The following is a 24,060-nucleotide window of genomic DNA, read 5'->3' on the forward strand; positions in this document are numbered from 1 at the left end:
GAGTTTGCACTGGCCCCCGGCGTAGATTTGGCAGATCATGCCCGTGTAGCACCGTCCCGGCGGGCCTAATGTGCCCGCACCGGAACGTGGCGCCAGGCTGTGATGGATCCGCCGCGCAGCGAGGACATCCAACACAGCGCTCCGAGCGCAGCTCGGCAATTAGACGCTGCCCAGTACAAGAGGGGCTCTCATGGTTTTGGGATGGACAAAGCACGGTGACGGAAAGCACCTGGCTCCCGGAGAGGTGGTCAGGCCGGACGAGCGGCTGAGCTGGCCCAGGATGGTGGGGTTCGGGGCGCAGCACGTGATCGCGATGTTCGGCGCGACCTTCGTCTTCCCCCTGGTGATGGGGCTGGATCCGAACGTCGCCGTGATGATGTCAGGCGTCGCGACGATCCTGTTCCTGCTGATCGTGAAGGGGAAAATACCTTCCTACCTCGGCACCAGCGCGTCCTTCGTGGGCGGGGTGCTCGCCATCAGGGCGGCGGCGGGCGGTGACACCGCGGGCGCGGACGCGATCGTGACCGGCGCCATCCTGGTCGCCGGGTTGGTGCTGGCGCTGGCCGGGCTGGCGATCCACTTCCTCGGCGTGCAGATCATCCACCGCATCTTCCCGCCCGTGGTCACCGGCGCGGTCGTGATGCTGATCGGGTTCGGGCTGGCGTACGTGGTGGCGGACGTCTACTGGCCGCAGGACCACTGGGTCGCGCTTGTCACGATGCTGGTCACGTTCGTGGTGATCGTGCTCTTCAAGGGGTTCGTCGGGCGGATCGGGGTGCTGGTCGGGCTGGTCTTCGGGTTCGTGCTCTCGTGGGTGCTGGACAAGACCGCCGGGCCCGTCACGTCCGTGCTGCCCGGGGCGAACCTACGGGACGCGGCCGGGGCCGCTTGCCCGGCCGAGGGGACCTACTGCGTGGCCACCGCCTTCCCGCACGACCGGGTGAACTTCAGCTCCCTGGAGAAGGCGCCGTGGTTCGGGGTGCCGGACTTCCACGCCCCCGACTTCAAGACCTCGGCCGTGCTGCTGGTGCTGCCCGCCGTCATCGCGCTCATCGCCGAGAACATCGGGCACGTCAAGGCCGTCGGCGAGATGACCGGGGCGGACGTCGACCCGTACGTGGGCCGGGCCGTGGTGGCCGACGGAGTCGGCACCATGGTCGCCAGCGCGGTCGGCGGGTCGCCCACCACCACGTACGCCGAGAACATCGGCGTCATGGCCGCCACCAAGGTCTACTCGACCGCCGCCTACTACATCGCCGCCGTCATCGCCATCTTCTTCGGCCTCTGTCCCAAGTTCGGCGCGCTCGTCGCGGCCACGCCGGGCGGCGTGCTGGGCGGCGTCACCGTCATCCTGTACGGCATGATCGGCCTGCTCGGCGCGAAGATCTGGATCGAGAACCGGGTGGACTTCGCCGATCCCGTGAACATGGTTCCGATCGGCGCGGGCATCATTCTGGCCATCGGACCCGTGAGCCACTACATCGGCGGAGACTTCACCCTGGAGGGGATCGCGCTCGGCACCATCGTGGTGCTGGGCGGCTATCACCTGCTCCGGGCCATCGCCGGCCGCCCCGCCGAGCCGGCCAGGAGCGAGGCCGGGTGAAGCCGCCGCCGTTCGAGTACCACGCCCCCCGCGACGTCGGCGAGGCGCTCAGGACGCTCGCCGAGGTGGGCGGGAAGGTGCTGGCCGGAGGGCAGAGCCTCATCCCCATGCTCAACATGCGGCTGGCGGCCCCGGCCCATCTCGTCGACATCAGCCGCCTGCGGGAGCTGCAGGTCATGGAGGCGACGGAGGACGGTGTCCGGGTGGGGGCGGCGGTCACGCACGCGCAGGCGGAGCGGTCCGAGGCGCATCCGCTGCTCAGCCGGGCGCTCAAGCTGGTCGCGCATCCCGTGATCAGGAACCGGGGGACCGTGGTGGGCAGCCTCGTGCACGCCGATCCGGCCGCCGAGCTGCCCGCGGTGCTGGCCGTGCTGGGCGGCTCCGTACGGGTGGCCCGCTGGGACGGGCCGGTACGCGACGTGGGAGCGGAGGAGTTCTTCGTCGGGCCCATGGAGTCGGCGGTCCAGCCGGGCGAGCTGGCCGTGTCGGCATTTTTCCCGGCATTGGGTCCGCGTACCGGGGCAGCATTCGAAGAGGTGGCCAGGCGGCACGGCGACTACGCGCTGGCCGGGGTCTGCGCCGTCGTGACACTCGGCGAGGACGGCCACGCCGAAGCCGCCACGCTCGCCTGCATCGGCGTCGGCCACGTGCCGGTCGTCGTGGACGTGGCCGGGAACCCCGCGGAGGCGGCGCGGGTCGTACGGGAACGGGTCGAACCGGAAGGCGACATCCACGCGTCCGCCGACTACCGCCGTCACCTCGTGGGCGTACTGGCCGAGCGGGCGCTGCGGAACGCGACCAGGGAGGCAGGGGTTCGTGGAGCATGAGATCACGCTCGTCGTGAACGGCACCGCGAGACGGGTCAGCGTGCCCGCCCGCCGCCTGCTGTCCGACTGCCTGCGCCACGACCTCGGCCTGACCGGCACCCACGTCGGCTGCGAGCACGGCGTCTGCGGCTGCTGCACCGTGCTGCTCGACGGGCAGCCGGTACGGTCGTGCCTGACGTTCGCGGTCAGTGTGGACGGCTCCGAGATCACCACCGTGGAGGGGCTGGGTCGCGACGGCTTTCAGCGACCGAGCCGCCTCCACGGAGTGGAGGCCATGAGCGCAGTCCAGCGGGGGTTCGCCGAGTGCCATGGGCTGCAGTGCGGGTTCTGCACGCCGGGGTTCCTGTGCACGGTGACCGCCATGCTGCGGGACAACCCGGCGCCCACGGACGAGGAGGTGCTCGAGGGCATCTCCGGCAACCTGTGCCGCTGCACGGGCTACCAGAACATCGTCAAGGCCGTTCACCGGGCCGCCGAGCTGCTGGCGGAGGAGACATGACGACGAGGCTGTTCGGGGAGCCCGTGCAGCGGCGGGAGGACCCGAGGCTGCTCACCGGCCGGGGCCGCTTCCTCGACGACCTCGGCGGGGACGCGCTGGCCGCCGCGTTCGTGCGCTCGCCGCACGCGCACGCCCGCATCCGCGACATCGACGTGGCCGCCGCGCTCGACGTGGAGGGGCTCGTCGCCGTCTACACCTGGGAGGACCTGCCCGAGCGGGTCGGCAGGCCGCTGCCGCTGCTGATCCCGCACCCGGCCCTCACGCACGGACGCACCGCGTACCCGCTGGCCAGGGACGTCGTCCGGCACGTCGGCGAGCCGGTGGTCATGGTCGTGGCCACCGACAGGTACGCGGCCGAGGACGCCTGCGCGCTCATCGAGGTCGACTACGAGCCGCTCAAACCGGTCGTCGGCCTGGAGGAGGCGGTGCAGGGCGCCCAGCTCGTGCACGAGGACGTGCCGGGCAACGTCGGCGCGCACCTCGTCCAGGAGGTCGCGGCGGCCGACGGGCGCGGCGCGCGGGAGGCGATCGAGACCGCGCCGCACACGCTGGCCTTCCGGCTCGACATCGAGCGCAGCGCCAGCATGCCCCTGGAGGGACGCGGCGTGTACGCCCGCTGGGACGGCCGGGACCTGCGCGTCTACTCCAGCACCCAGACCTCGACCAGCGTCCGCATGGCCGTGGCCGCCGCGCTCGAGCTGCCGCTGCCGCAGGTCGAGGTGATCGCGCCCGACGTGGGCGGCGGCTTCGGGGTGAAGATCGTGCACCCGTGGCCCGAGGAGGTGCTGGTGCCCTGGGCGGCCATGACGCTCGGGCGCGAGATCAAGTGGACGGAGGACCGCAGGGAGCACTTCATCTCGTCGGCCCACGAGCGCGGCCAGGTGCAGTACGTACGGGTCGGCTTCGACGACGACGGCCGCGTCCTCGGCCTGGACGTGACGATCCTGCACGACCACGGCGCCTACACGCCCTACGGCATCATCGTGCCGATCGTCACCTCGACGCAGCTGCTGGGCCCGTACCGGATCGGGGCCTACCGGGTCGAGTTCACCGCCGTCTACACCAACACCGTGCAGGTCACGCCCTACCGGGGAGCCGGCAGGCCGCAGGGCGTGTTCTGCATGGAGCGGACCATGGACAAGATCGCCCGCTATCTCGGCAAGGACCGGACCGAGGTGCGCGAGGCCAACTTCATCGAGCCCGACGAGTTCCCGTACGACCAGGGGATGACGTTCCAGGACGGGCGGCCGCTGATCTACGACAGCGGCGACTACCCGGAGATGCTCCGCATGCTCAAGGAGCTGATCGGCTGGGACTCCTTCGAGAGGCGCCCCGGCCGGGGCATCGGCATCGGCTGCTACGTCGAGGGCACCGGCGTGGGGCCGTACGAGGGCGGCCACGTGCAGGTGACCTCCGACGGGCGGGTGCACGTGTCCACCGGGCTCACCTCGCAGGGCCAGGGGCACGAGACGGTGTTCGCGCAGATCGCCGCCACCGAGCTGGGGGTGCCGATCGAGCGGGTGAGCGTGGTGACCGGCGACACCCGCAGGTTCGGGTACGCGGTCGGCACGTTCGCCTCGCGCGCGGCCGTCGTCAGCGGCAACGCCATCGCGCTGGCCTGCAGGAAGGTACGCGACAAGGCGCTGCGGATCGCCGCCGACGCGCTGGAGGCCGACCCGGCCGACCTGGAGATCACCGACGGGATGGTGCACGTCGCCGGCACGCCGACCGCGTCCATCCCGCTCTCCACGGTGGCGGTGCTGGCCAACCCGCTCCGGTACGCCTTCGACGACGAGACCGCGAAGGCGACCCAGTTCTCCGGCACCACCTCCCCGGACCGGCCGCCGGTCGCCGAGGGCGACGAACCGGGGCTGGAGGGGCGCGACTACTACTCGCCGATCAGGTCCACGTTCGCGTCCGGCATGCACGCGGCGATCGTCGAGACCGACCCGGAGACCGCCGAGATCAAGGTGGCGCGATACGCGGTCGTGCACGACTGCGGCCGGCTGATCAACCCCATGATCGTGGAGGGCCAGATCCACGGCGGAGTGGCGCAGGGCATCGGCGGCGCACTCTACGAGCGCATGGTGTACGACCCGCACGGCCAGCTCGTGAACGCCTCCTTCATGGACTTCCTCATGCCGTACGCCACCGAGATCCCGCACATCGAGACCGCCCACCTGGAGACGCCCTCACCGCTCAACCCGCTCGGCATCAAGGGCGCGGGCGAGGCCGGCGTGATCCCCGTCTCCGCGGTCATCGCCTCGGCCATTGAGGACGCCGAGGGCATCCCCATCGACCGCATGCCCATCTCCCCGTCCGAGCTCTTCGACCTGCGCTCCCGTATGCGATGATCTAGCGCTATGCGCGCTCCCGATGCCGGTCTGACGGCCTTTCCCGTCGTCCCCGACGATGTCCGGCTGATCGACCTGGCCTGGAACGACCTCTCCGAGGTCCCCGACCGGGTGGCCGGGCTCGGGGCGCTCGAGGAGCTCAGGCTCGACGGCAACCGCCTGCGCTCGCTGCCCGACCTCTCGGGGCTGACCGCGCTGCGCGCGCTGCACCTCGACGGCAACGAGCTGACGTCGTTCCCGCGCTGCCCGCCGTACCTGGAGGTCCTCTTCCTGTACGGCAACCGCGTCGGCGCGATCCCCGACCGGCTGAGCCCCCGCCTGCGGCACCTCGCGGTCGGCGGTAACGGGCTGACCGGCGTGCCGGCCTCCCTGTGGAAGCTGACCGGGCTGGAGTCGCTCAACCTGGCCGAGAACGCGCTCACCGAGGTCCCGGCCGCGATCGGCGGGCTGGCCCGGCTGCGCATGCTCGACCTGGGGCACAACCGGCTCGCCTCCGTCCCGCCCGAGATCGGGGACCTGGACCTCACCGACTACCTGTACCTCAGCGACAACCTGCTCACCGAGGTGCCGGAGGCGATCGGGCGGCTGGGGCGGCTCGCGTACCTCAACCTCACCGACAACCAGTTGACCCGGCTGCCCGAGTCCGTCGGGCGGATGGCCTCACTGGTGGAGCTGCGGCTGTACGGCAACCGGCTGGAGGCGCTGCCGGAGTCCGTCGGCGGGCTGCGGCGGCTGCGGGAGCTGCACGTGCAGGGCAACCGGCTGGCCCGGCTGCCCGCGTCGATCGCCGAGCTGGATGAGCTGCGCGTGCTGGACCTGCGGAACAACCGGCTGCGCGAGCTGCCGGACGCGCTGCCGCCCGGTCTGCGGCACCTCGACCTCCGTAACAACCGGCTGCGGGAGCTGCCTGCGACGCTGCCCCCGCTGGAGAAGCTCGACCTGCGCTGGAACAAGCTCGACGGCGAGCCCGAGGTGCTGCGCCGGCTGCGCGATCAGGGTTGCGTCATTCTCCGCTGAACCGGGGCGATTTTCGGTGCGTACCTCCGCACATGACGACATTTCCACGTCTGGCCGCTTTCGCGCTGCTGGCCGGGCTGGTCGCCGGCTGCTCCTCAGGGGGCTGGGGCGACTACGCCGCGGCAGGCGACACCCAGAAGGCCGCCGCCCCCCTGACCGTGGAGCAGCTGTCCGCCAAGGTCGGCTGCAAGCCGAAGATGCAGGTCAACGCCGCCGACCTGCGTACCGGCTACTGCAAGACCAAGGTCGGGCAGTTCTTCGTCAACACGTTCGCGAGCGAGAAGCTCAAGGACGAGTGGATGGACCGCGCGCCCGAGTACAACCCGCACCTGGTCGGCCCCCGGTGGACGGTGCTGGGGCCGCTCGAGGTGCTGGAGCAGCTGAAGGAGCCGCTCAGCGGCGACCTGCACCTGATGGACCACAGGGTCTCCCAGACGCCGGCGCCACCGAAGTAACCGAGCCGGTATGGGATGAACCGGGGTCGGGGGGCCTGCGTACCTCCGCACATGACGACACTTCCACGTCTGGCCGCTTTCGCGCTGCTGGCCGGACTGGTCGCCGGCTGCTCCTCAGGGAGCGGAGGCGGCTACGTCGCAGCAGGCGGACAGCTGGGCGACGCCGCCCCCCTCACCGTCGAGCAGCTCGCCGCCAAGGTCGGCTGCAAGCCGAAGATGCAGGTCAACGCCGCGGAGATCCGTACCGGCTACTGCAAGACCCCTGACGGAGAGTTCTTCGTCACGACGTTCAAGACCCAGGCGGGCAAGGACGCCTGGATGGACGCCGCCCCCGAGTACAACCCGCACCTGGTCGGCAGGCTCTGGACGGTGCTGTCCAGTCGCAAGGTGCTCGACCTGCTCAAGGAGCGGCTCGGCGGCGACCTCCACCTGACCGATCACCGGACGAAGCAGATGCGGACGATCGGCTGATCCCTGTACTCGGGCCTCGCGGCCACGGCTCCGCGAGCGATGCGTGACAGGTGACACGGCCGCCCGGCCCGGTGACACCTGTACGGGAGGTCGGAGGGCCGGACCGCGACGCTGGATCCCATGTGGGCAACGAGGGCTCGGCCGGTGGCAGTGGCCGCCGTCCGGCTCTGTCCAGTCCACAACCGTGGGCAGCTGCAGACGGTGGACGGTGGCCGCTCTGGGCTGAGCTTGAATGACCTGCTGGGTCAGGTATTCAGGAGGCGCGGCTCGAAGCCGTGCAATATCGCGGTGAGGCCGGCCTCGAAGTGGTCGCCGGGGATGGTGGCGTCGGCGGCTTCGGCGAGCAGGTTGTAGTCGGGGCTGCCGGGCTCCGGTTTGCGGCTGCGCTGGTCGGCGCCGAGTGTGGTCATGGCGATGGCGAGCGCGTGTCCGATGGTGAACTCGCGCAGGCAGCGGAAGAGGCGCAGGGCTTGTGCCGGGGGGATGCCGGCGTCGCGGAGCTTGGTGAGCATCTTCACGCCGGTGTCGATGGAGGCGGGCGAGCGTACCGGCCGGGTGGCGAATATCTGTACGGCCCGGGGGTGGCGCAGGAGGGTGTCGCGTAGCCGTAGGCAGTAGTCGCGTGCCAGCTGCTGCCAGGGGCCGCCCCAGGGCAGGGTGTCGACGTCGATCTCGGTGAACAGCGCCTCGGCGACGCCGTCGAAGAGCGCTTCCTGGTCGGTGTAGTAGCGGTAGGCGGCCATCGGGTCGAAGCCGACCGCGGTGCCGAGCTTGCGCATGGAGAACTTGCGCAGGCCGTGGGTGTCGATGAGGGCGAGTGCGGCGGCGGCGAGGTATTCGCGGGTGAGGGTAGGCCGGGTGGGCGGTTCCGGCAGCCTGCCCGGCGCGCTGTGGTCGGCTGTCATCGCCCGAAGCCCTCCAGGATCTTTGTGAGCGTCGCGGTGAATTCCTCGGGCTGCTGCAGGTACGGGACATGGCCGCCGGGGAACTCTAGGCAGGGTACGCCAAGCCGCTCGGACAGCAGGTGCGCGGTCGCGTGGTAGGGCTTGCCCGCGCTGTCACGGCCGGTGGCCAGGCACCAGAGCGCCGTGGTGGCGGCCAGCGCGGCCAGGTCGGGCTGGTAGTCGAAACAGAACGAGGGCAGTTCGCGGCGCGTTGTCAGGTCGGCGTTGCGAAGCTGGCGGATCATCACGTCCGGCTCGCGCCGGATGATCTTCTGCGCCAGGCTCCCGAACGCGAGCATGAGACGGGTGGCGGCGGCGATCACGACCTGGCCGGTCGGGGACAGGAACAGCCGTGGCGGGTCGGGCAGCGTCATCGCGCCGAACGCGGCGTAGGCCCGCATCACGTGCTTGTCCCGGGCGATTTGGCCGATGTGCTCGATCTCCCGCCGTTCCCGACTGTCCGGCGCAAGGAGCTGGACCAGTGGCGGCTCGTGCGCGACCGCGCCCAGCAGACGGCGGGGGTAGCGGGTCACCATCTCCAGGGCGATGATCGCACCGCTGCTGTTGCCGAAGACGTACGCGCGCTCGAAACCGTAGTGGTCGAGGACGGCGACCGCGTCGTCGGCCTGCCGGGGGACCGTGATCGAGGCGTCCGGCTCGGTGAACGGGCTGCGGGAGTTGCCGCGCCGATCGTAGGCGATCACCGTGAAGGTCCTGGCCAGCAGCGGGATCACGTCGGCGTACATGCCGGCGTCGCCTCCCCCGCCGGAGACCAGCAGCAGTGCAGGCCCCTCGCCGGTGCGTTCGACGTGCAGCCGCGCGCCGGGCACCACGACCATGTCACCTTCCATGACTTCCTCACTCTGTCTACGATGTAGTATCTGTCTACATTGTAGACATAGATCATGGATGCTCTACGCCGAGGAGAGGCGATGGCTAACCTGAGAAGGTCGGCGCGAGGGCGGGTCCGGGTGCTTCTGACATGCGGGTTCGCGCCACTGATGTTCTTTGTGGTGATCCTCCTGGATGGGGCACTGCAGCCTGGGTACGACGCGGTGAACCGCTGGGGCAGCGAGCTCAGCAATGGCGACTGGGGCTGGGTTCAGATCGCCAACTTCGTCGTCACCGGCCTGCTGACCATGGTGTTCGCCACCGGTGTACGCCGCGCGCTGGGCAGCGGGCCCGGTTCGACGGCGATACCGTTCCTCACCGGCGTCCTGGGGTTCAACCTGATCGTCGGCGGAGTGTTCGTCACCGATCCGAACCCTGGCTTCCCGCTCGGCGTGCAACCGCCCGCCGAACCCACCTTGCACGGCTGGATTCACAATCTGAACCTCTTCCCGGCCTGGGCGGTCCTGACGATGGCCATCCTCATGGCCGCCTACCGCGCGATCGCCCGAAAGGAGGGGGTGGCCTGGATTCTGATCACCATTGCCGCCGGGATCCTGACCCCGCTGACGCTGTACATCGCAGCTCAGAGCTTCAGCATGGACACCCTCTCAGGAGAAGGCCACGGCCTGTGGCAGCGCATCAGCCAGGCAATCGGCTTCGGCTGGTACGCCCTGTATTCGGTACGCCTGCTGCGCGACAGCTGGCACAGCTCACCTCCCGAGAGGCCGATCGGCACGGTAGGCGAAGCCGTTGGGCAGAAGCCGGAAGGCCCACGGGGGACTAACCGGCTGTAGGCGCGTGAATCGGTGAGGCATATTTGCGTGGGATGTGGGTGCGGTCCTCGATGGGATGATCAGACAGCCGCATGCATGGCGAGATCGTCGATGGCGGTCGGCGTGATAGTGGCGCAGGATGGTCGGTGTGGTGGGCAAGGTTCGGACGTGCGCAGTATGCAAGGGGAGCGGTTGCCGGCCGGATCGGCGGCGCCGCGGCGGTATTGCTTGGCGGCGTGTGGGATGCGTGCCTGTTGGGCGCGCAGGCGGACTCGTCAGCGGGAGATGCTCGCGGCGACGTTGATCTCGGCGACTTCATCGCCCCGGTGCCGAAGTCGAACGTCGCGGCGAGGAAGACCCACTGGTCGCGCGGCAGGACGGGGTCGCGGTGCTGCTGGTGGAGCAGAATGCGCTGCGGGCCCTGGAGATGGCGGACGCCGGCGGTGGCCTGGACCTCGGCCGCGTCCACATCACCGGCCCCGCCCCGGCCCTCGCCGCCGACCCCCGCCTCGGCCGCCTCTACCTCGGCGGCGCCCCGGCCACGTAGCCGATCGGGATTGCCGTGCGGACCCGCTTCCTGAAGACCCAGTACGTCCACCCCTGGTACACCAGCACGAACGGCAGCGTGATCAGTCCGATCCAGCTCAGCATCGTCAGCGTGTACGGGCCCGAGGCCGCCTCGGCCAGGGTGAGGCCGGGGAGCGGCTGCAGGCGGAGCTCCATGAAGACCGCCAGGGTGGTCAGGACGACGGCGCCCGCCGTGGCCGCGAAGGCCCAGCCCTCGCGGCGGCGCCAGATGAGCGCCGTTGCCGCGGCCAGGGACGCCATGGAGGCCAGCGCCGGGAGCGAGCCCAGGCCCGACAGCGCCGCCACGGCCACCGGGATGGCGACCCCGCTCGCGGCCAGGGCGGTGACGCGGGCGCGGCGGCGTACCGGGCCCGTGGTCTTGAGCGCCAGGAAGACGGCGCCGTGCAGGGCGCACACCGCCAGCGTGAACGCGCCCCCGAGCAGGGCGGCGGGCAGGCTGTCGTAGAGCAGGTCGGCGAAGACCGCGCCCCACAGGAACGCCGGGAGCGCGCTGCCGACCACGATGCCCAGATCGCACCAGCGCGGGTCGGCCACCTTGCCGCGCCACTCCAGGCCGACGCCGCGCACGATCAACCCCACGAGGACGAGCGTCACCGGCAGGTAGAACGTGCTGAACACGCCCGCGTACCAGGCGGGGAAGGCGGCGAACATGGCGCCGACGGCGGTGATCAGCCACACCTCGTTGCCGTCCCACACCGGGCCGATGGTCTCCAGGCTCTGCCGCCGCTCCTCGGCGTTCCTGCTCACGATCGGCGCCAGCATGCCGACGCCGAAGTCGAAGCCCTCCAGCACGAAGTAGCCCGTCCAGAGGAAGGCGATGATGACGAACCACAACTCGATCATTGTCGTATCCCCAGTAGGTCAGCTCAGTACATCAGCGACGGCTCGAGCCGCTCGGCCGCCGTCGCGGGCTCCCGCTCCTCGACGCCCTTGCGGACATGCCTGGTCAGCAGCACGCCTTCGGCCACCGCGAGCGCGCCGTACAGGAGCGTGAAGATCGTCAGCGAGGTGGCCACCTCGGCCAGGCTCACGCCGGGCGACACGCTGGAGGCGGTGAGCAGCTCGCCCGCGACCGTCCACGGCTGGCGGCCGATCTCGCTCAGCAGCCAGCCCGAGATCACCGCGACCAGCGGCAGCGGCAGGGCGAGCAGCAGCGCCCGCGACAGCCAGCTCGGGAACTCGCGCCTGCGCCGGGTCAGCCAGAGGCCGAGCACCGACAGGCCCACCGTGGCCATCCCGAACACGATCATCACCCGGAACGACCAGAACACGACCGGCTGGTCCGGCCGGTAGTCGGCCGGGCCGAACTGCTGCTCGAAGCGGCGCTGCAGGTCCTCGGTGCCCTGGACGGCGGCGTCGGGGTCGTGGTCGGACAGGAGGCTCAGCAGGCGGGGGATCTCGATGCCGGGCACCACGGAGAACGCCGCGCCCGTCGTGTCGCGCTCCAGGCCCTCGGCGGAGGCCAGCTTCATGGGCTGCTGCTCGTACATCAGCCTGGCGGACGTGTCGCCGGTGCCCGCGACGACGGCCCCCGCGATCGCCGTCATCACCAGCGCGGCCCTGGCGGCGCTGCGCCACATCGGGGCCCGCGTCTTGAGCAGCCAGTAGCCGCTCACGGCCAGCACGAACCCGCCCGCCACGACGAACGCGGCCCCGATCACATGGGGCACCTGCGCCAGTGCCGTGGAGTTGGTGAGCACGGCCCACAGGTCGGTCATCCTGGCCTTGCCGTCCACGACCTCGTAGCCGACGGGATGCTTCATCCAGGCGTTGGCCGCGAGGATGAAATAGGCCGACAAGTTGGACCCGATGGCGGCCGCCCAGATGCACGCCAGATGCGCCTTCTTCGGCAACCGCTCCCACCCGAAGATCCACAGCCCCAGGAACGTGGACTCCATGAAGAAGGCCAGCAACGCCTCCATGGCCAGCGGCGCCCCGAAGACGTCGCCGACGAACGTGGAGTATTCGCTCCAGTTCATCCCGAACTGGAACTCCTGCACGATGCCGGTGACCACGCCCATGGCGAAGTTGATCAGGAACAGCTTCCCGAAGAACTTCGTGAGCTTCAGGTACTGGTCCTTGCCCGTGCGGTGCCAGGCCGTCTGCAGGCCCGCCACGAAGATCCCCAGACCGATGGTGAGGGGCACGAACAGAAAGTGGTACACGGTGGTCACCCCGAACTGCCACCGCGCCAGGTCAAGTGCGTCCATCATCCCCGTCCACTCCGTGAGCTCTACAAGCCGTAGTACATCTACTTGAAGTAGTACTACAAGTCGTAGAGCAATGCGATGCGATGTGCTGCGAGCTTGGTCACATCGCTGTCGCCTGGTTGTCGCTGCGTACCGAGGATCCCCTGCGCGGCCGGTCCGGCGCGTCAGCCGACGGGTTGATTCATCCGTACGTCCGCAGGCGGACCCTCGGTCCTTCCAGGTCGGCGGTGCCCCTACTTCGTTCGAAAACAGTATGGAAAACATCGGTAGCAGCCAGTAAGGTTGCACTCCGTAAGAATCCTGTTACAGAAGGTGCGTAATGGTCATCCGCCGATCCACCACCAACCGTTGCGCGCCGCTCTTATGGCAGCTGTTGCCCTTATCCGCCCGATCCTGACTGCTTAAAGTTGCCGCGTAACGGGATCCCGGCCTTGGAGGGCCGGGCTTTCAGCCCCATGGGCTGAGGGCCGCCGTTACCAGACCCAGCCAACACCGACAAGGAGGTGACCATGTTGGCTACCTTTCGCGCAGGACAGAAGACCCACCAAGCTGTGCTTCCTCAGCAGCTTGCTCTGGAACTGTGGGCAGCAGACACTCCCCGGGTCGGGAACGAAACGGGCCCGCAGCGCCGTATGGCACCGTGCGTGGAAGATGGTCGAGAGGAGATCGCCAGGCGTTCACCTGCGACTGGTGGCGTCACCCCCGAGCCTTTCGGAGCCGGGGAGGAGCCGCGTGAGCGGCACCCGTTCGTGTTCGTACTCGACAAGCACGGGAGACCGTTGCAGCCGTGTACGCCCGCCAGGGCGCGCAGGCTGCTGAAGTCCGGGCGGGCGGTGGTCGCCAGGCACACCCCTTTCGTCATCCGGTTGAAAGATCGCATCGCCGCTGACAGTCAGGTCGACGGGGTGGAGCTGGGCATCGACCCCGGCTCCCGCCACACCGGCATCGCGGTATTCACCGCCGTGGCGGGGGAGCGTCGCGCCCGGTTCGCTCTCCAGCTCGACCACCGTGGCGCACAGATTCAGAAGAAACTGGCGAAGCGGGCTACCTATCGCAGGCGACGCCGTTCGGCGAACCTTCGCTACCGCGCACCGCGGTTCTTGAACCGTGCCCGCCCAGGCGGCTGGCTCGCCCCGTCGCTGCGGCACCGCGTCGGCAGCACGGCTTCGTGGGTAGACCGGCTCGTCAGGTGGGCGCCGGTCCGCGCGGTGCATGTGGAGCAGGTCGCGTTCGACACCCACGCCATCAGTGCGGGGCGTCCGCTGGAGGGAGCCGAGTATCAGCACGGCACCATGTACGGGTACGAGGTGCGCGAGTATCTACTGTTCAAGTTTGGCCGGGCCTGCGTCTACTGCGGCGCAACCGGTGTGCCGTTGAACATCGACCATGTCCGCCCTCGGTCGCGGGGTGGCTCGGACCGGGTGTCGAATTTGGTCTTGGCTTGTATCCGGTGTAATCAGGCCAAGAGCAACCGCCCGGTTGAGGAATTCGTCACCGACCGGCGGGCGCTGGCCCGGATCCTGGCCCAAGTGAAAGCACCGTTGCGGGACGCAGCAGCGGTGCAGTCGGTTCGCTGGGCTTTGTGGCGTGCCCTCGACCAGCTGCTGCCTACCCACAGCGCGTCGGGTGGGCGGACCAAGTGGAACCGCACCCGATGCGGCCTGCCCAAATCTCACACGCTCGACGCTCTGGCGGTAGGCAAGCTCACCATCATCACCGAGGCTGTCAGCCGCGTGCTGATCGCGGGATGTGCGGGCCGTGGCAGCCACGCCCGAACCCGCACCGACAAGTACGGCTTTGCCCGCCTGCGGCTACCGCGTCGCAAGCAGTTCTACGGCTTCGCCACCGGCGACCTTGTTCGTGCTGTCGTCCCCAGCGGCAAAAAGGCCGGAACCTACACCGGTCGAGTCGCCGTACGTGCCACCGGAAGCTTCAACATCGCCACCGCCCACGGCACTGTCCAGGGCGTCCATCACAGGCATGTCCGTCTGCTGCAGCGGGCGGATGGTTACACCTACACCCTCACGAAGGAGGAAGAGGTATGTGGGCTTCGCGCTTGAGGCTGTCCCGGTGGGGTTTGCTCGGGGGACTCCGATGAAAGTGGAGGGTAGTGCCGTGATCGGCGTTCAGAGGGATCGGGTGTGGGCGGCGCTCCAGGATCCCGCGGTGCTGGTGCGCACCATTCCGGGGTGCGAGCGCCTGGAGGAGACCGGGCCTGACACGTACCGGATGACGGTCAACGCGGGCGTCGCGTCCATCAAGGGCGTCTACCAGGGGGAGGTGGCGCTGTCCGATCCGCTGGCTCCTGAGTGCTTCACGCTCAAGGCGCGGGGGCAGGGGGCGCCCGGGACGGTGGACGCCACCGTGCTGGTACGGCTGAGCGAGGTGGAAGACGGGACCCGGGTGGACTACGACGCCGACGCGATGATCGGCGGGATGATCGGCGGGGTCGGGCAGCGCATGCTCGGCTCGGTGGCCAAGCGGACGGCGGAAGAGTTCTTCTCGGCGGTCGAGGATCACCTGCGTGCGGCGCCCGCGGGCGTCCCGGCGGTCGTTGGGGCCGGTGCGCATGTGCCGGCCCAGGCGGCGGGTGTGGCGGACCAAGAGGGCGCGGTGGGTCCTGTGGGGGGTGCTGTTTACGAGCGGCCCGCCGAGCGGCGCACGCAGACGCGGCCGTGGGTGATGCTGGCGTCGTTCGGGATGGGGGCGGGCATCGCGCTCACCGGGGTCGCGGTGGGCTGGCTGCTCGGACGGGCCTCCCGGCGCGGGCGCACATGAGACCGGGGCCTCTCGCGGAAAAGGATCTCCAGGCGTAGCGTGGCTGTATGCGGCAGGCACACGCGGAAGACGCACGGACCGAAGCCAGGCGAATCGTACGCAACCTGCTGGGCGACGAGCGCCCCACAGCCGAGACCCTGATGGCGGACGTGCGCCCGGCGCTCGGGGAGGAGCGGACCGCCCGCGCCCTCGAGCTGGCGCTGGGCGCCTCGCTCACCCGGCGGTCGGCCGAGCTGGCGGCCATCGCCGCGCTGCTCGTCGGCACCCGCGAGCTGGGTGCGGAGTGGTGGAGCCGGCCGAGAGGCGGCAAGCTGCCGGCTCCCGACGAGGTGGTGCGTACGGCGGTCGCGATCGAGCCGTGGACCGATCTGACCGCGCTCGAGATGCTGGCCGCCTGGATCGCCGACGACGCCGCCGACCAGATGTGGGGCCGGTCGGTCGCCGAGGTCGACCTCAACTCGTGGCAGGCCGAGGACCGGTTCGAGCTGCCGCCGGGCGTGAAGCCGGGGCAGCGGCTGGTCGTCCACTTCGACGCCGGCGGGCGGCTCGACGCGGTCGTCACCCGGCGGCCCGACGACGAGCTGGGGTCCAACCTCGACTTCCACTCCCTGCGCTACTCCCGGCCCGCCGAGGCCCAGTGGAGCTGGGGCGTGGCGGCCGGGCTGGGGCCGCACCGGCTGCCCGGCGAGGACCCCGACCCGTACACCCGGGAGGTGCCCGCCGCGGCCGTGGGCGTCCTGCGTGCCTGGGCGTTGCGGCACGGCGCCACCCGCGAGCAGCTCGGCGAGCGGTGGGAGACGGTCGGCGACGTGGTGGCGGCCATCGAGCGCGTGGACTGGATGTGGCGCAGCGGCGAGTGGTTCGGGTGGTGGCGCGGCGCGTCGGCGCTGGTGGACGACTCGGCCTACCTTCCGTACCGGCTGGAGGAGCTGGCCGCGGGATAGGAATCATCGGCGGCGCCCGGCGGTTGCCCATAGGCGTGAAGGTTGAGATTTTCTCCGACGTCGTGTGCCCCTGGTGCTACATCGGGCACGTGAGGTTCGCCAAGGCCGCCGAACGGTTCCGCGCCAAGGGCGGCACGATCGACGTGACGATGCGCCCCTACCAGCTCAATCCCGACGCCCCCGTGGCGGGCGAGCCGCTGATCCCCGCGCTGGAGCGGAAGTTCGGGCCGAACGCGCGCCAGATGGTCGAGCGGGTCACCGGCGCCGCCGCCGGCGAGGGGCTCGAGATGGACTACGACCACGCCGTCAGCGCCAACACGTTCGAGGCGCACCGGCTGATCGAGGTCGCCCACCGGCAGGGGCGCGGCAAGGAGATGACCGAGCGGCTGTTCCGCGCGTACTTCAGCGAAGGGCTGAACGTGGGCGACGCGGACGTCCTGGCCAAGCTGGCCGCCGAGGTCGGGGTCGAGGACGGCGGCGAGGGCGCCGATCAGGTGCGCGAGCAGCTCGGCAGGGCGCGGGCGCTCGGGATCAGCGGGGTGCCGCTCTTCCTGTTCGAGGGCATCTACGCGGTGTCGGGCGCCCAGCCGGAGGAGGCTTTCGCGGCGGCGATCGACGAGGTGGCGGAGCGCACCGGCCAGACGCCGATCACCCAGCTGGCGGCCCCGGCCGACGGGTGCGACGACGACGGGTACTGCGCCGTGTGAGAATCGTGACGTGTCGCGACCTCGCCGCCTCGGTTATCTGCTCAAGCATGCCAACCTGCGCCTGGGGGAGCTGACCGGCCCGGCGCTGGAGCCGTACGAGATCGACGGTCGCGAGTTCGGGGTGCTGTCGGTGCTCCGCACGCCGGAGCCGCTCTCCCAGCTGGACGCCGCCCAGCGGCTGGGCATCGACAGGACGACGATGGTCGCCCTGCTGGACGGGCTGGAGCGGAAGAAACTCGTCGGGCGCCGGCCGCATCCCGGCGACCGGCGCAAGAACATGGTCGAGCTGACCGAGCACGGCCGCGAGGTCCTCGAGGGGGCCACGCGCGCCGTGGAGGCGGCCGAGGAGCGGTTCCTCGCCGCCCTGCCGGGCGACGACGCGCGGCTACTCAGACAGCTGCTGGACCGTCTCATCTGAGCCCGCTTCCGGGCCATCTTGTGGGCCCTCTTCTGTGCCTTCGCCGAGCAGGCCGGAGCGGTGGTGGCGACGGCAGAGCACCTGGTAGCGCACGTGCGAGGCGTCGGTGTCGCCGATCACGACCTGTTCGCCCGTGCGTGCCATCACCCCGCCCACCACCCTGGCGTTGAGCTGCCCGGGACGCCCGCACCAGCACAGCACCTCGACCTGCAGCCGGCACACCTCGTCGGCCAGCTCGAACAGCCGCTGCGCCGCCGGGAACATCACCGACCTGAAGTCCGAGGCCAGCCCGAACGCGTAGACGTCCACGCCGTGCTCGTCCACCAGGTCGGCGAGCTGCTCGATCTGCTCGACGGTGTAGAAGCAGGCCTCGTCGCAGATGAGATAATCGATGCGGTGGCGGGAGGTGACCAGCCGCACGAGGTCGAGCGAGTCCTCCACCTCGATGGCCTCGAGCCCGAGCCCGATCCGGCTGGTGACCTTCGGGCCGCCGGAGCGGTCGTGCTTGGTCAGCACCAGGCCGCGCCTGCCCTGACGTCCGTGGTTGTAGTTCATCTGGAGCGCCAGCGTGGACTTTCCGCAGTCCATGGGGCCGAAATAAAACTTGAGCACGGCATCCCTGGCGCCAGAGGGCACGGCAGACAACGCAGACAGTTCGGTCACGGGGGGCCAGCTTAGTGGCTTGGCTTGTTCCATGACCTCGTGGGACATTTCTCCTCTGGAGTTCGCAGGAGGAACAGTGGTCACCGGCCAACCGAGGAGCCATGCGTAACGTCCGTATCGGAGTTGACACCGGGGGAACGTTCACCGACGTGGTGGCGGTGGACGAGGAGACCGGCGAGCTCCTCAGCACCAAGACCCCTTCGACGCCCGCCAACCCGGCGGACGGGTTCGTCGCGGGCATCGCCAAGCTCGGCGCGCTCGACATCGGCTCGATCGTCCACGGCACCACCGTGGCCACGAACCAGCTCCTCGAAGACCGGATCTCCAACCTCGGGTTCATCACGACCGAGGGGTTCGAGTTCGTCCTGGAGATCGCCAGGCAGAGCGTGCCCGACGGCTACGGCAACTCCTACTTCTGGGTCAAACCGCCCCGCATCGTTCCCGCGCACCTGGTCAAGACCGTCGGCGGGCGGCTCGACCACCGGGGCGAGGAGGTGTGGCCGTTCGCGGAGGAGCAGGCCGCCGAGGTGGCCCGCTGGTTCAAGGCCAAGGGCGTCACCGCGATCGGGGTCTGCTTCCTGCACTCCTACGCCAACCCCGAGCACGAGCGCCGCATGCGCGAGGTGCTCTGGCGCGAGCACCCGGAGGCGGTGATCTCGCTGTCGAGCGACGTGCTGCGCGAATACCGTGAGTACGAGCGCTCGGTCACCACCCTCGTGGACGCCGCCGTCAAGCCCGCCATGCGCGGCTACATCGCCAACCTGTCCAACCGTCTCGGCAAGCCGTTCTCGGTCATGAAGTCCAACGGCGGCATCCTGTCCGCCCGCGAGGTCGTCAACCAGCCGATCGCCACGGTCCTGTCGGGCCCGGCGGCGGGCGCGCTCGGCGCGGCGCTCATCGCCTCCACAGCGGGGCACGATTCGGTGATCACGCTGGACGGCGGCGGCACCTCGACCGACGTGGCCGTGGTGATCGACGGCGAGCCCTCCGTCACGACCGAGGGGTCCGTCGGCCGCTACCCGTGCAAGATCCCGATGATCGACATCATCACCGTCGGCGCGGGCGGCGGCTCCATCGCGTGGATCTCGCCCGAGGGCACGCTCAAGGTCGGCCCCAGATCCGCCGGCGCCGACCCGGGGCCCATCTGCTACGGCAGGGGCGGCACGGAGGTGACGGTCACGGACGCGCACGTGTTCCTCGGCCGGATCCCGCCCCACCTGCTCGGCGGCGAGATCCCGCTGGACGCCGACGCCGCGCGCGGCGCGATCGAGGCGCTGGCGGACAAGCTCGGCCTCACCCCCGAGCGCACGGCGACCGGCATCCTGGAGATCAGCGCGTTCAACCAGAGCAACGCGATCAGGCAGCTCACCGTCAAGCGCGGGCTCGACGTGCGGGACTTCCCCCTGGTGACCTTCGGCGGCTCCGGGCCGCTGCTGGCGTGCCGGCTGATCGACATCCTCGGCCTGCCGGCCGTCGTCGTCCCGCGCGACCCCGGTAACGTCTCGGCGTTCGGGCTGCTCACGGTGGACGTCAAGAACGACTACGTCCGTACGTACGTCACCCGCGAGCTCTCGCTCGGCAAGGCGGTCGAGATCTTCCACGACCTGGAGCATCAGGCGGGCGAGGCCCTCGACCGGGAGGGCTTCGACGACCCGGTCTACCTGCGCAGCGCCGACCTGCGGTATTACGGCCAGGCCTACGAGGTCAGCGTGCCCGCCCCGGCGGGCGAGATCGACGACGACTGGCAGGCCGAGGTGGTCAACCGCTTCCACGAGGCCCACGAGAAGCTGTACGGGTACGCGTACCGGGAGGATCCCCGCCACGGCGTCGAATGGGTGAACCTGCGCGTCTCCGGCATCGGCCCCATCACCCGCCCGGCCATCCGGCGCCTGGAGCAGGCCGGCGCGGGCGCCACCTCGGTACGTCCGGTGCATTTCGACGACACCCGCGACACCCCGATCCATCAGCGCTCCGCGCTCGGCCCCGGCGCCGTGCTCAAGGGCCCGGCCGTGATCGAGGAGTACGGCTCGACGATCCCCATCCACCCCGGTTTCACCGCGAAGGTGGACCAGTATGGAAATGTGGAGATAAGGCGTGACTGATCCGATTCTGGTGGAGATCGTCGAGGGCACGCTGGCGTCCGTCGAGAAAGAGGTCGAGACGGCCATCGCGCGTACGGCCCGCTCGCCGATGATCCGCGACGCGCACGACTTCCGCGCGGGCATCCACGACGTACGCCTGCGCAAGCTCACCGGACGCTCCTACAGCGCGCTCGTCCAGCCGGTCGTGCGCGACTTCCCGATCGAGACGATGCGGCCCGGCGACGTCTACTTCCACAACGACGTCTACCTCTCCGAGGGCGGCATCGGCCACCTGCCCGACCTGTGCGTGACCGTGCCCGTCTTCCACGAGGGCTCCGTGGTCGCGTTCGTGCAGGCGTTCGGCCACCACGACGACATCGGCGGGTCCGTGCCCGGCTCCATGCCCTCGCACGCCAGGTCGGTGTTCGAGGAGGGCCTGATGGTGCCGCCGATCAAGCTGTGGGACCAGGGCGTGCCGAACGAGGCGGCGCTGCGCATCATGACGCGCAACTCCCGCATGCCCGACTCGCTCGCGGGCGACCTCGACGCCGAGTGCTCCGCCTGCCTGATGGGGGCGCGCCGGCTGGGCGAGCTGTTCGACCGGTACGGCAGGCAGGCCGTCGAGGAGTGCTTCGACGCGATCATCGGCGGCACCACCGAGACGTTCCGCAGGGAGCTGCTTGCCAAGATCCCCGAAGGCACGTACGTGTGGGAGGACTACGCCGAGCACGACGGCGTGGACGAGCCCCGTCTGCACGCCCAGCGCATCACGCTCACCGTCGACCACGCCGCCGACACACCTCTGACCATCGACTTCACCGGCACGTCGCCGCAGGCCAAGGGGCCGATCAACCACGCGGGCGACTACGCCGACGGCGTCTTCCTGAAGAAGTGGCTGGCTCCGGTCCTGCGCAACCTGGCCGACACGCCGGAGCGCATGGCCGAGCTGGACGTCAACGAGGGCGTCGTCCCCCTCATCAAGATGATCTTCCCGGAGAAGGGCACCCTGCTCACCCCGGTCTTCCCGGCTCCCACGAACGCCCGCACGTTCGTCATCCTGCGCCTGCTCGGCGTGCTCGCCGGCGTGCTGGCCAAGGCCACGGGCGGGCGCATGCCGGCCGACCAGGAGACCATCCGCTACACCGGCGTGTACGGCACGGACGCCGACGACCAGCCGTACCTGATGCGTGAGGTCCTGGGCGGCGGCTCCGGCGGGCGCTGGTACGCCGACGGCGAGGACACGATCCACGTCGTGCCCGACTCGCGCAACATCCCGGTGGAGTTCGCCGAGGCGCGCTGGCCGTTCCGGGTGGAGCGGCTGGCACTGGCCTGCGACTCCGGCGGGCCGGGGATGTTCAGGGGCGGACTGGGCTACGACAAGCACATCAGGATGCTCAGGGACGCCTCGTACATGTCCATCGCCGACCGCTCGATCCTGTCCTGCTGGGGCGTCAACGGCGGCCTCGCCGGGCGGCCGTTCCGGGTGGAGATCGCGGGCAAGGAGATGGAGGGTCTGGTCGACGACCATCCGGTGCAGGCCGGTGAGCTGATCCGCATCCGTACGACCGGGGGCGGAGGCTGGGGCTCCCCGTACGACCGGGACCCCCGGGCGGTGGCGGCCGACGTGCGGGACGGCAAGGTGTCGATCGCGGGCGCGCTGGGCGACTACGGCGTGGTCCTCGACGGCGACCGCATCGACGAGCAGGCCACCGCCGAGCTCCGCGCCCGCCTGCGCCCGCCGGCCGACCGCTTCTTCGACCGGGGGCCGGGGTACGCGAAGCTCTCGGGCGGGCGGGCGTTCGCCGAGGTGGACGAGCTGTAGAAGGAGTCCGGACCGTGCGTATCGTCCTCGCTGGGCTGGCCACCAGCCATCCGTACACCGATGCCCGCACCCTGACCCGCCACGGCGAGCTGGTGGTGTGGGAGCCGGATCCCGAGCGGCTGCGGCGCTTCACCGACGAGCACCCGGCGGCGAAGGTGGCCGGCAGCCTCGCCGAGGCGCTGGCCACCGGGCCCGACGGCGTGGTGCTGACCGTGCCCAACCCGCAGGTGCCCGAGGCCCTGGCGCGGGTGCTGGAGACCGGCGTGGCCTGCTTCGTGAACAAACCGGCCGCCGCCAGCAGGGCCCAGCTCGACGCGCTCGACCGGCTGGCGATCCACGAGCGGGTGCTGTCGGGGTCGGTGCTGAGGTTCGCTCCCGCGTTCGCCGGGACCCGGATCGATCCCGGCGAGGTGCTGGCGGTGCGGGCCACCGTACGGCACGACGTGGGGCTGTGGGCGGACGGCTACAACGCCTGGCAGGACACCCCGGGCGAGGGCGGCGGGACCATGGTGACCATGGGCGTCCACGGCGTGGAGCTGCTGGTCGCCCTGCTCGGGCCGGACGTGCGGCTGGTGGGCGCCGCCGGGGCCAAGCGGCACTACCAGGGCCTGCGCTCCGAGGACACCGGCGTGATGGCGCTGCGGTGGGGGAGCGGCGTCACCGGGACGGTCGAGATCCTCGGCGTCTCCGAGGGCGAGTCCTACGCCGTCACCGTGCACCGACGCGACGGCTCCGACACGATCGTGATCGAGAGCGGCGACGACCCGCTCAAGGGGCTCGGGTACGAGGGGACCATCGACGCGTTCCTCTCCATGGTGCGCGGCGCGCCCAGCCCGGTGCCCTGGGAGCAGACGAGGGCCATCCTCGAGGTGCTGGTGGCCGCCCGCGAGGTCGCCTGACGCACTTGCGCGTACCCGTTGACAGCCGAAGTCTGCGCCAGTTACGGTCTGGACCGTAAATGACAGACGGAGGAGATACGCGCGTGCGCACGACAGCGGAACTCGAGGAGCGCCTTGCGCGGCCCAGCCCCGGGCTCGTGGACGATCTGGGCAGGCTCGACGGCGACATCCTGATCCTGGGCGCCGGCGGCAAGCTGGGGCCGAGCCTGGTGCGGCTGGCGCTCAACGCCACCGGCGGCAACCGGCGGATCATCGCCGTCTCGCGCTTCTCCGAGCCGGGGCTCGCCGAGTCGCTGGCCGAGGACGGCGCGACGGTGGTCCCCGCCGACGTGGCCGACGAGCGGGCGCTGCGGGACCTGCCGGACGCGCCGAACGTCGTCTTCCTGGTCGGCGCCAAGTTCGGCACGCAGGGGCGCGAGCACGCCACCTGGTTCACCAACGCGTACCTGCCCGGACGGGTCGCCGACCGGTTCAGGGGCAGCAGGATCGCCGCCCTGTCCACCGGGAACGTCTACCCTCTCGTCCCCGTCGCCGGCGCCGGCAGCACGGAGGACTCTCCGGTCGGGCCCGTGGGCGACTACGCCATGAGCTGCCTGGGCCGCGAGCGCGTGCTGACCCACTTCTCCGAGACGCACGGCACGCCGATGTCGCTGATCCGCCTCAACTACGCGGTCGAGCTGCGCTACGGCGTGCTCGTCGACCTGGCGCAGAAGGTGCTCGCGGGAGAGCCCGTCGACCTCGCGACAGGGCACGTGAACGTGGTCTGGCAGGGCTACGCCAACGAGGTGACGCTCCGGTCGCTGGCGCTGGCCGCCACGCCCCCGTACGTCCTCAACGTGACCGGCCCCGAGCTGCTCTCCGTGCGCCAGATCGCCGAGGCCCTCGGCGCGGCGCTGGGCAAGGAGCCGGTGTTCACCGGCGAGGAGGCGCCGACCGCGCTGCTGTCGAACGCGGGGCGCTGCCACCGCCTGTTCGGCTACCCGGAGCTCACGCCCGCCGAGCTCGTCGAGCACACGGCGCGCTGGGTGGCGGACGGCGGGCCGCTGCTCGGCAGACCCACCAAGTTCGAACGGCGCGACGGCCGCTTCTGACCCGCTCACCCACGACCGAAGGGGG

Annotated in this window: 23 protein-coding genes; 18 read left to right on the top strand and 5 right to left on the bottom strand. The window is 70.4% G+C overall.

Going from position 1 to position 24,060, the window contains the following annotated elements:
- Window positions 1-190: 190 nt before the first annotated feature.
- The 7 genes from ABD830_RS49480 to ABD830_RS49510 are packed head-to-tail and all read left to right on the top strand — an operon-like array spanning window position 191 to window position 7,226.
- A complete protein-coding gene (locus tag ABD830_RS49480; RefSeq protein ID WP_345002551.1) occupies window positions 191-1,603 on the top strand; it encodes a uracil-xanthine permease family protein in 1,413 nt (470 codons plus the stop codon).
- Complete coding sequence (locus tag ABD830_RS49485; protein ID WP_345002552.1) at window positions 1,600-2,430, top strand: FAD binding domain-containing protein; 831 nt, start codon at window positions 1,600-1,602, stop codon at window positions 2,428-2,430. Before ABD830_RS49480 ends, ABD830_RS49485 begins: the two co-directional genes overlap by 4 nt.
- The gene (locus ABD830_RS49490; protein ID WP_345002553.1) at window positions 2,420-2,929 is read left to right on the top strand and encodes a (2Fe-2S)-binding protein; all 510 of its coding nucleotides are present in this window, start codon (window positions 2,420-2,422) and stop codon (window positions 2,927-2,929) included. The genes ABD830_RS49485 and ABD830_RS49490 overlap by 11 nt, the downstream gene beginning before the upstream one ends.
- On the top strand, window positions 2,926-5,283 hold the full coding sequence (gene cutA / locus ABD830_RS49495) for an aerobic carbon-monoxide dehydrogenase large subunit (protein ID WP_345002554.1): 2,358 nt from the start codon (window positions 2,926-2,928) through the stop codon (window positions 5,281-5,283). Before ABD830_RS49490 ends, cutA begins: the two co-directional genes overlap by 4 nt.
- Window positions 5,284-5,292: 9 nt before the next feature.
- Window positions 5,293-6,300, top strand: coding sequence for a leucine-rich repeat domain-containing protein (locus tag ABD830_RS49500; protein ID WP_345002555.1), 1,008 nt, complete (start codon window positions 5,293-5,295; stop codon window positions 6,298-6,300).
- 32 nt (window positions 6,301-6,332) lie between these two features.
- The gene (locus tag ABD830_RS49505) at window positions 6,333-6,755 is read left to right on the top strand and encodes a hypothetical protein (protein ID WP_345002556.1); all 423 of its coding nucleotides are present in this window, start codon (window positions 6,333-6,335) and stop codon (window positions 6,753-6,755) included.
- Window positions 6,756-6,806: 51 nt separating this feature from the next.
- The gene (locus tag ABD830_RS49510; protein WP_345002557.1) at window positions 6,807-7,226 is read left to right on the top strand and encodes a hypothetical protein; all 420 of its coding nucleotides are present in this window, start codon (window positions 6,807-6,809) and stop codon (window positions 7,224-7,226) included.
- A 245-nt stretch (window positions 7,227-7,471) separates the two neighbouring features.
- On the opposite strand, the gene ABD830_RS49515 is transcribed toward ABD830_RS49510, so the two are convergent.
- Both ABD830_RS49515 and ABD830_RS49520 read right to left on the bottom strand, forming a co-directional pair.
- Window positions 7,472-8,131, bottom strand: a complete 660-nt coding sequence (locus tag ABD830_RS49515) for a TetR/AcrR family transcriptional regulator (protein WP_345002558.1) — start codon at window positions 8,129-8,131, stop codon at window positions 7,472-7,474.
- Window positions 8,128-9,021 (bottom strand): alpha/beta fold hydrolase, encoded by an 894-nt coding sequence (locus tag ABD830_RS49520; protein WP_345002559.1) that lies wholly within the window; start codon window positions 9,019-9,021, stop codon window positions 8,128-8,130. The genes ABD830_RS49515 and ABD830_RS49520 overlap by 4 nt, the downstream gene beginning before the upstream one ends.
- Before the next feature lie 150 nt (window positions 9,022-9,171).
- On the opposite strand from ABD830_RS49520, the gene ABD830_RS49525 reads away from it, so the two are divergent.
- Together ABD830_RS49525 and ABD830_RS49530 are read left to right on the top strand one after the other, a co-directional pair.
- The gene (locus ABD830_RS49525) at window positions 9,172-9,855 is read left to right on the top strand and encodes a DUF998 domain-containing protein (RefSeq protein WP_345002560.1); all 684 of its coding nucleotides are present in this window, start codon (window positions 9,172-9,174) and stop codon (window positions 9,853-9,855) included.
- Window positions 9,856-10,222: 367 nt separating this feature from the next.
- Window positions 10,223-10,381 (top strand): ATP-binding cassette domain-containing protein, encoded by a 159-nt coding sequence (locus ABD830_RS49530; RefSeq protein ID WP_345002561.1) that lies wholly within the window; start codon window positions 10,223-10,225, stop codon window positions 10,379-10,381.
- On the opposite strand, the gene cydB is transcribed toward ABD830_RS49530, so the two are convergent.
- Together cydB and ABD830_RS49540 are read right to left on the bottom strand one after the other, a co-directional pair.
- A complete protein-coding gene (gene cydB / locus ABD830_RS49535; protein WP_345002562.1) occupies window positions 10,354-11,265 on the bottom strand; it encodes a cytochrome d ubiquinol oxidase subunit II in 912 nt (303 codons plus the stop codon). The genes ABD830_RS49530 and cydB overlap by 28 nt on opposite strands.
- Window positions 11,266-11,288: 23 nt before the next feature.
- Window positions 11,289-12,632: a cytochrome ubiquinol oxidase subunit I gene (locus ABD830_RS49540; protein ID WP_345002675.1), complete on the bottom strand. Its 1,344-nt coding sequence runs from the start codon at window positions 12,630-12,632 to the stop codon at window positions 11,289-11,291.
- A gap of 749 nt (window positions 12,633-13,381) precedes the next feature.
- Between ABD830_RS49540 and iscB the strand changes: the two genes are divergently transcribed.
- The 5 genes from iscB to ABD830_RS49565 are packed head-to-tail and all read left to right on the top strand — an operon-like array spanning window position 13,382 to window position 17,479.
- A complete protein-coding gene (iscB, locus tag ABD830_RS49545; protein WP_345002563.1) occupies window positions 13,382-14,692 on the top strand; it encodes an RNA-guided endonuclease IscB in 1,311 nt (436 codons plus the stop codon).
- A gap of 55 nt (window positions 14,693-14,747) precedes the next feature.
- On the top strand, window positions 14,748-15,410 hold the full coding sequence (locus ABD830_RS49550) for an SRPBCC family protein (RefSeq protein ID WP_345002564.1): 663 nt from the start codon (window positions 14,748-14,750) through the stop codon (window positions 15,408-15,410).
- A gap of 47 nt (window positions 15,411-15,457) precedes the next feature.
- Window positions 15,458-16,354, top strand: a complete 897-nt coding sequence (locus ABD830_RS49555) for a hypothetical protein (protein ID WP_345002565.1) — start codon at window positions 15,458-15,460, stop codon at window positions 16,352-16,354.
- Window positions 16,355-16,389: 35 nt separating this feature from the next.
- Complete coding sequence (locus ABD830_RS49560; RefSeq protein ID WP_345002566.1) at window positions 16,390-17,061, top strand: DsbA family oxidoreductase; 672 nt, start codon at window positions 16,390-16,392, stop codon at window positions 17,059-17,061.
- Window positions 17,062-17,071: 10 nt separating this feature from the next.
- Window positions 17,072-17,479 carry a MarR family winged helix-turn-helix transcriptional regulator gene (locus ABD830_RS49565; RefSeq protein WP_345002567.1) on the top strand — a complete coding sequence of 136 codons (408 nt, stop codon included), beginning with the start codon at window positions 17,072-17,074 and terminating at the stop codon, window positions 17,477-17,479.
- Here ABD830_RS49565 and ABD830_RS49570 read toward each other — a convergent pair.
- Window positions 17,447-18,091, bottom strand: a complete 645-nt coding sequence (locus tag ABD830_RS49570; protein WP_345002568.1) for a thymidine kinase — start codon at window positions 18,089-18,091, stop codon at window positions 17,447-17,449. The genes ABD830_RS49565 and ABD830_RS49570 overlap by 33 nt on opposite strands.
- A gap of 152 nt (window positions 18,092-18,243) precedes the next feature.
- On the opposite strand from ABD830_RS49570, the gene ABD830_RS49575 reads away from it, so the two are divergent.
- The 4 genes from ABD830_RS49575 (at window position 18,244) to ABD830_RS49590 (ending at window position 24,035) form a co-directional block, all read left to right on the top strand.
- Complete coding sequence (locus ABD830_RS49575) at window positions 18,244-20,244, top strand: hydantoinase/oxoprolinase family protein (protein WP_345002570.1); 2,001 nt, start codon at window positions 18,244-18,246, stop codon at window positions 20,242-20,244.
- Entirely contained in the window at window positions 20,237-22,045 is a 1,809-nt protein-coding gene (locus ABD830_RS49580) for a hydantoinase B/oxoprolinase family protein (protein ID WP_345002571.1), read from the top strand. Before ABD830_RS49575 ends, ABD830_RS49580 begins: the two co-directional genes overlap by 8 nt.
- Window positions 22,046-22,059: 14 nt before the next feature.
- Window positions 22,060-22,944, top strand: a complete 885-nt coding sequence (locus ABD830_RS49585; protein WP_345002572.1) for a Gfo/Idh/MocA family protein — start codon at window positions 22,060-22,062, stop codon at window positions 22,942-22,944.
- A gap of 83 nt (window positions 22,945-23,027) precedes the next feature.
- On the top strand, window positions 23,028-24,035 hold the full coding sequence (locus ABD830_RS49590) for an NAD-dependent epimerase/dehydratase family protein (protein WP_345002573.1): 1,008 nt from the start codon (window positions 23,028-23,030) through the stop codon (window positions 24,033-24,035).
- Window positions 24,036-24,060: the final 25 nt, after the last annotated feature.

The sequence above is a fragment of the Nonomuraea helvata genome (assembly GCF_039535785.1).
Lineage (GTDB): Bacteria > Actinomycetota > Actinomycetes > Streptosporangiales > Streptosporangiaceae > Nonomuraea > Nonomuraea helvata.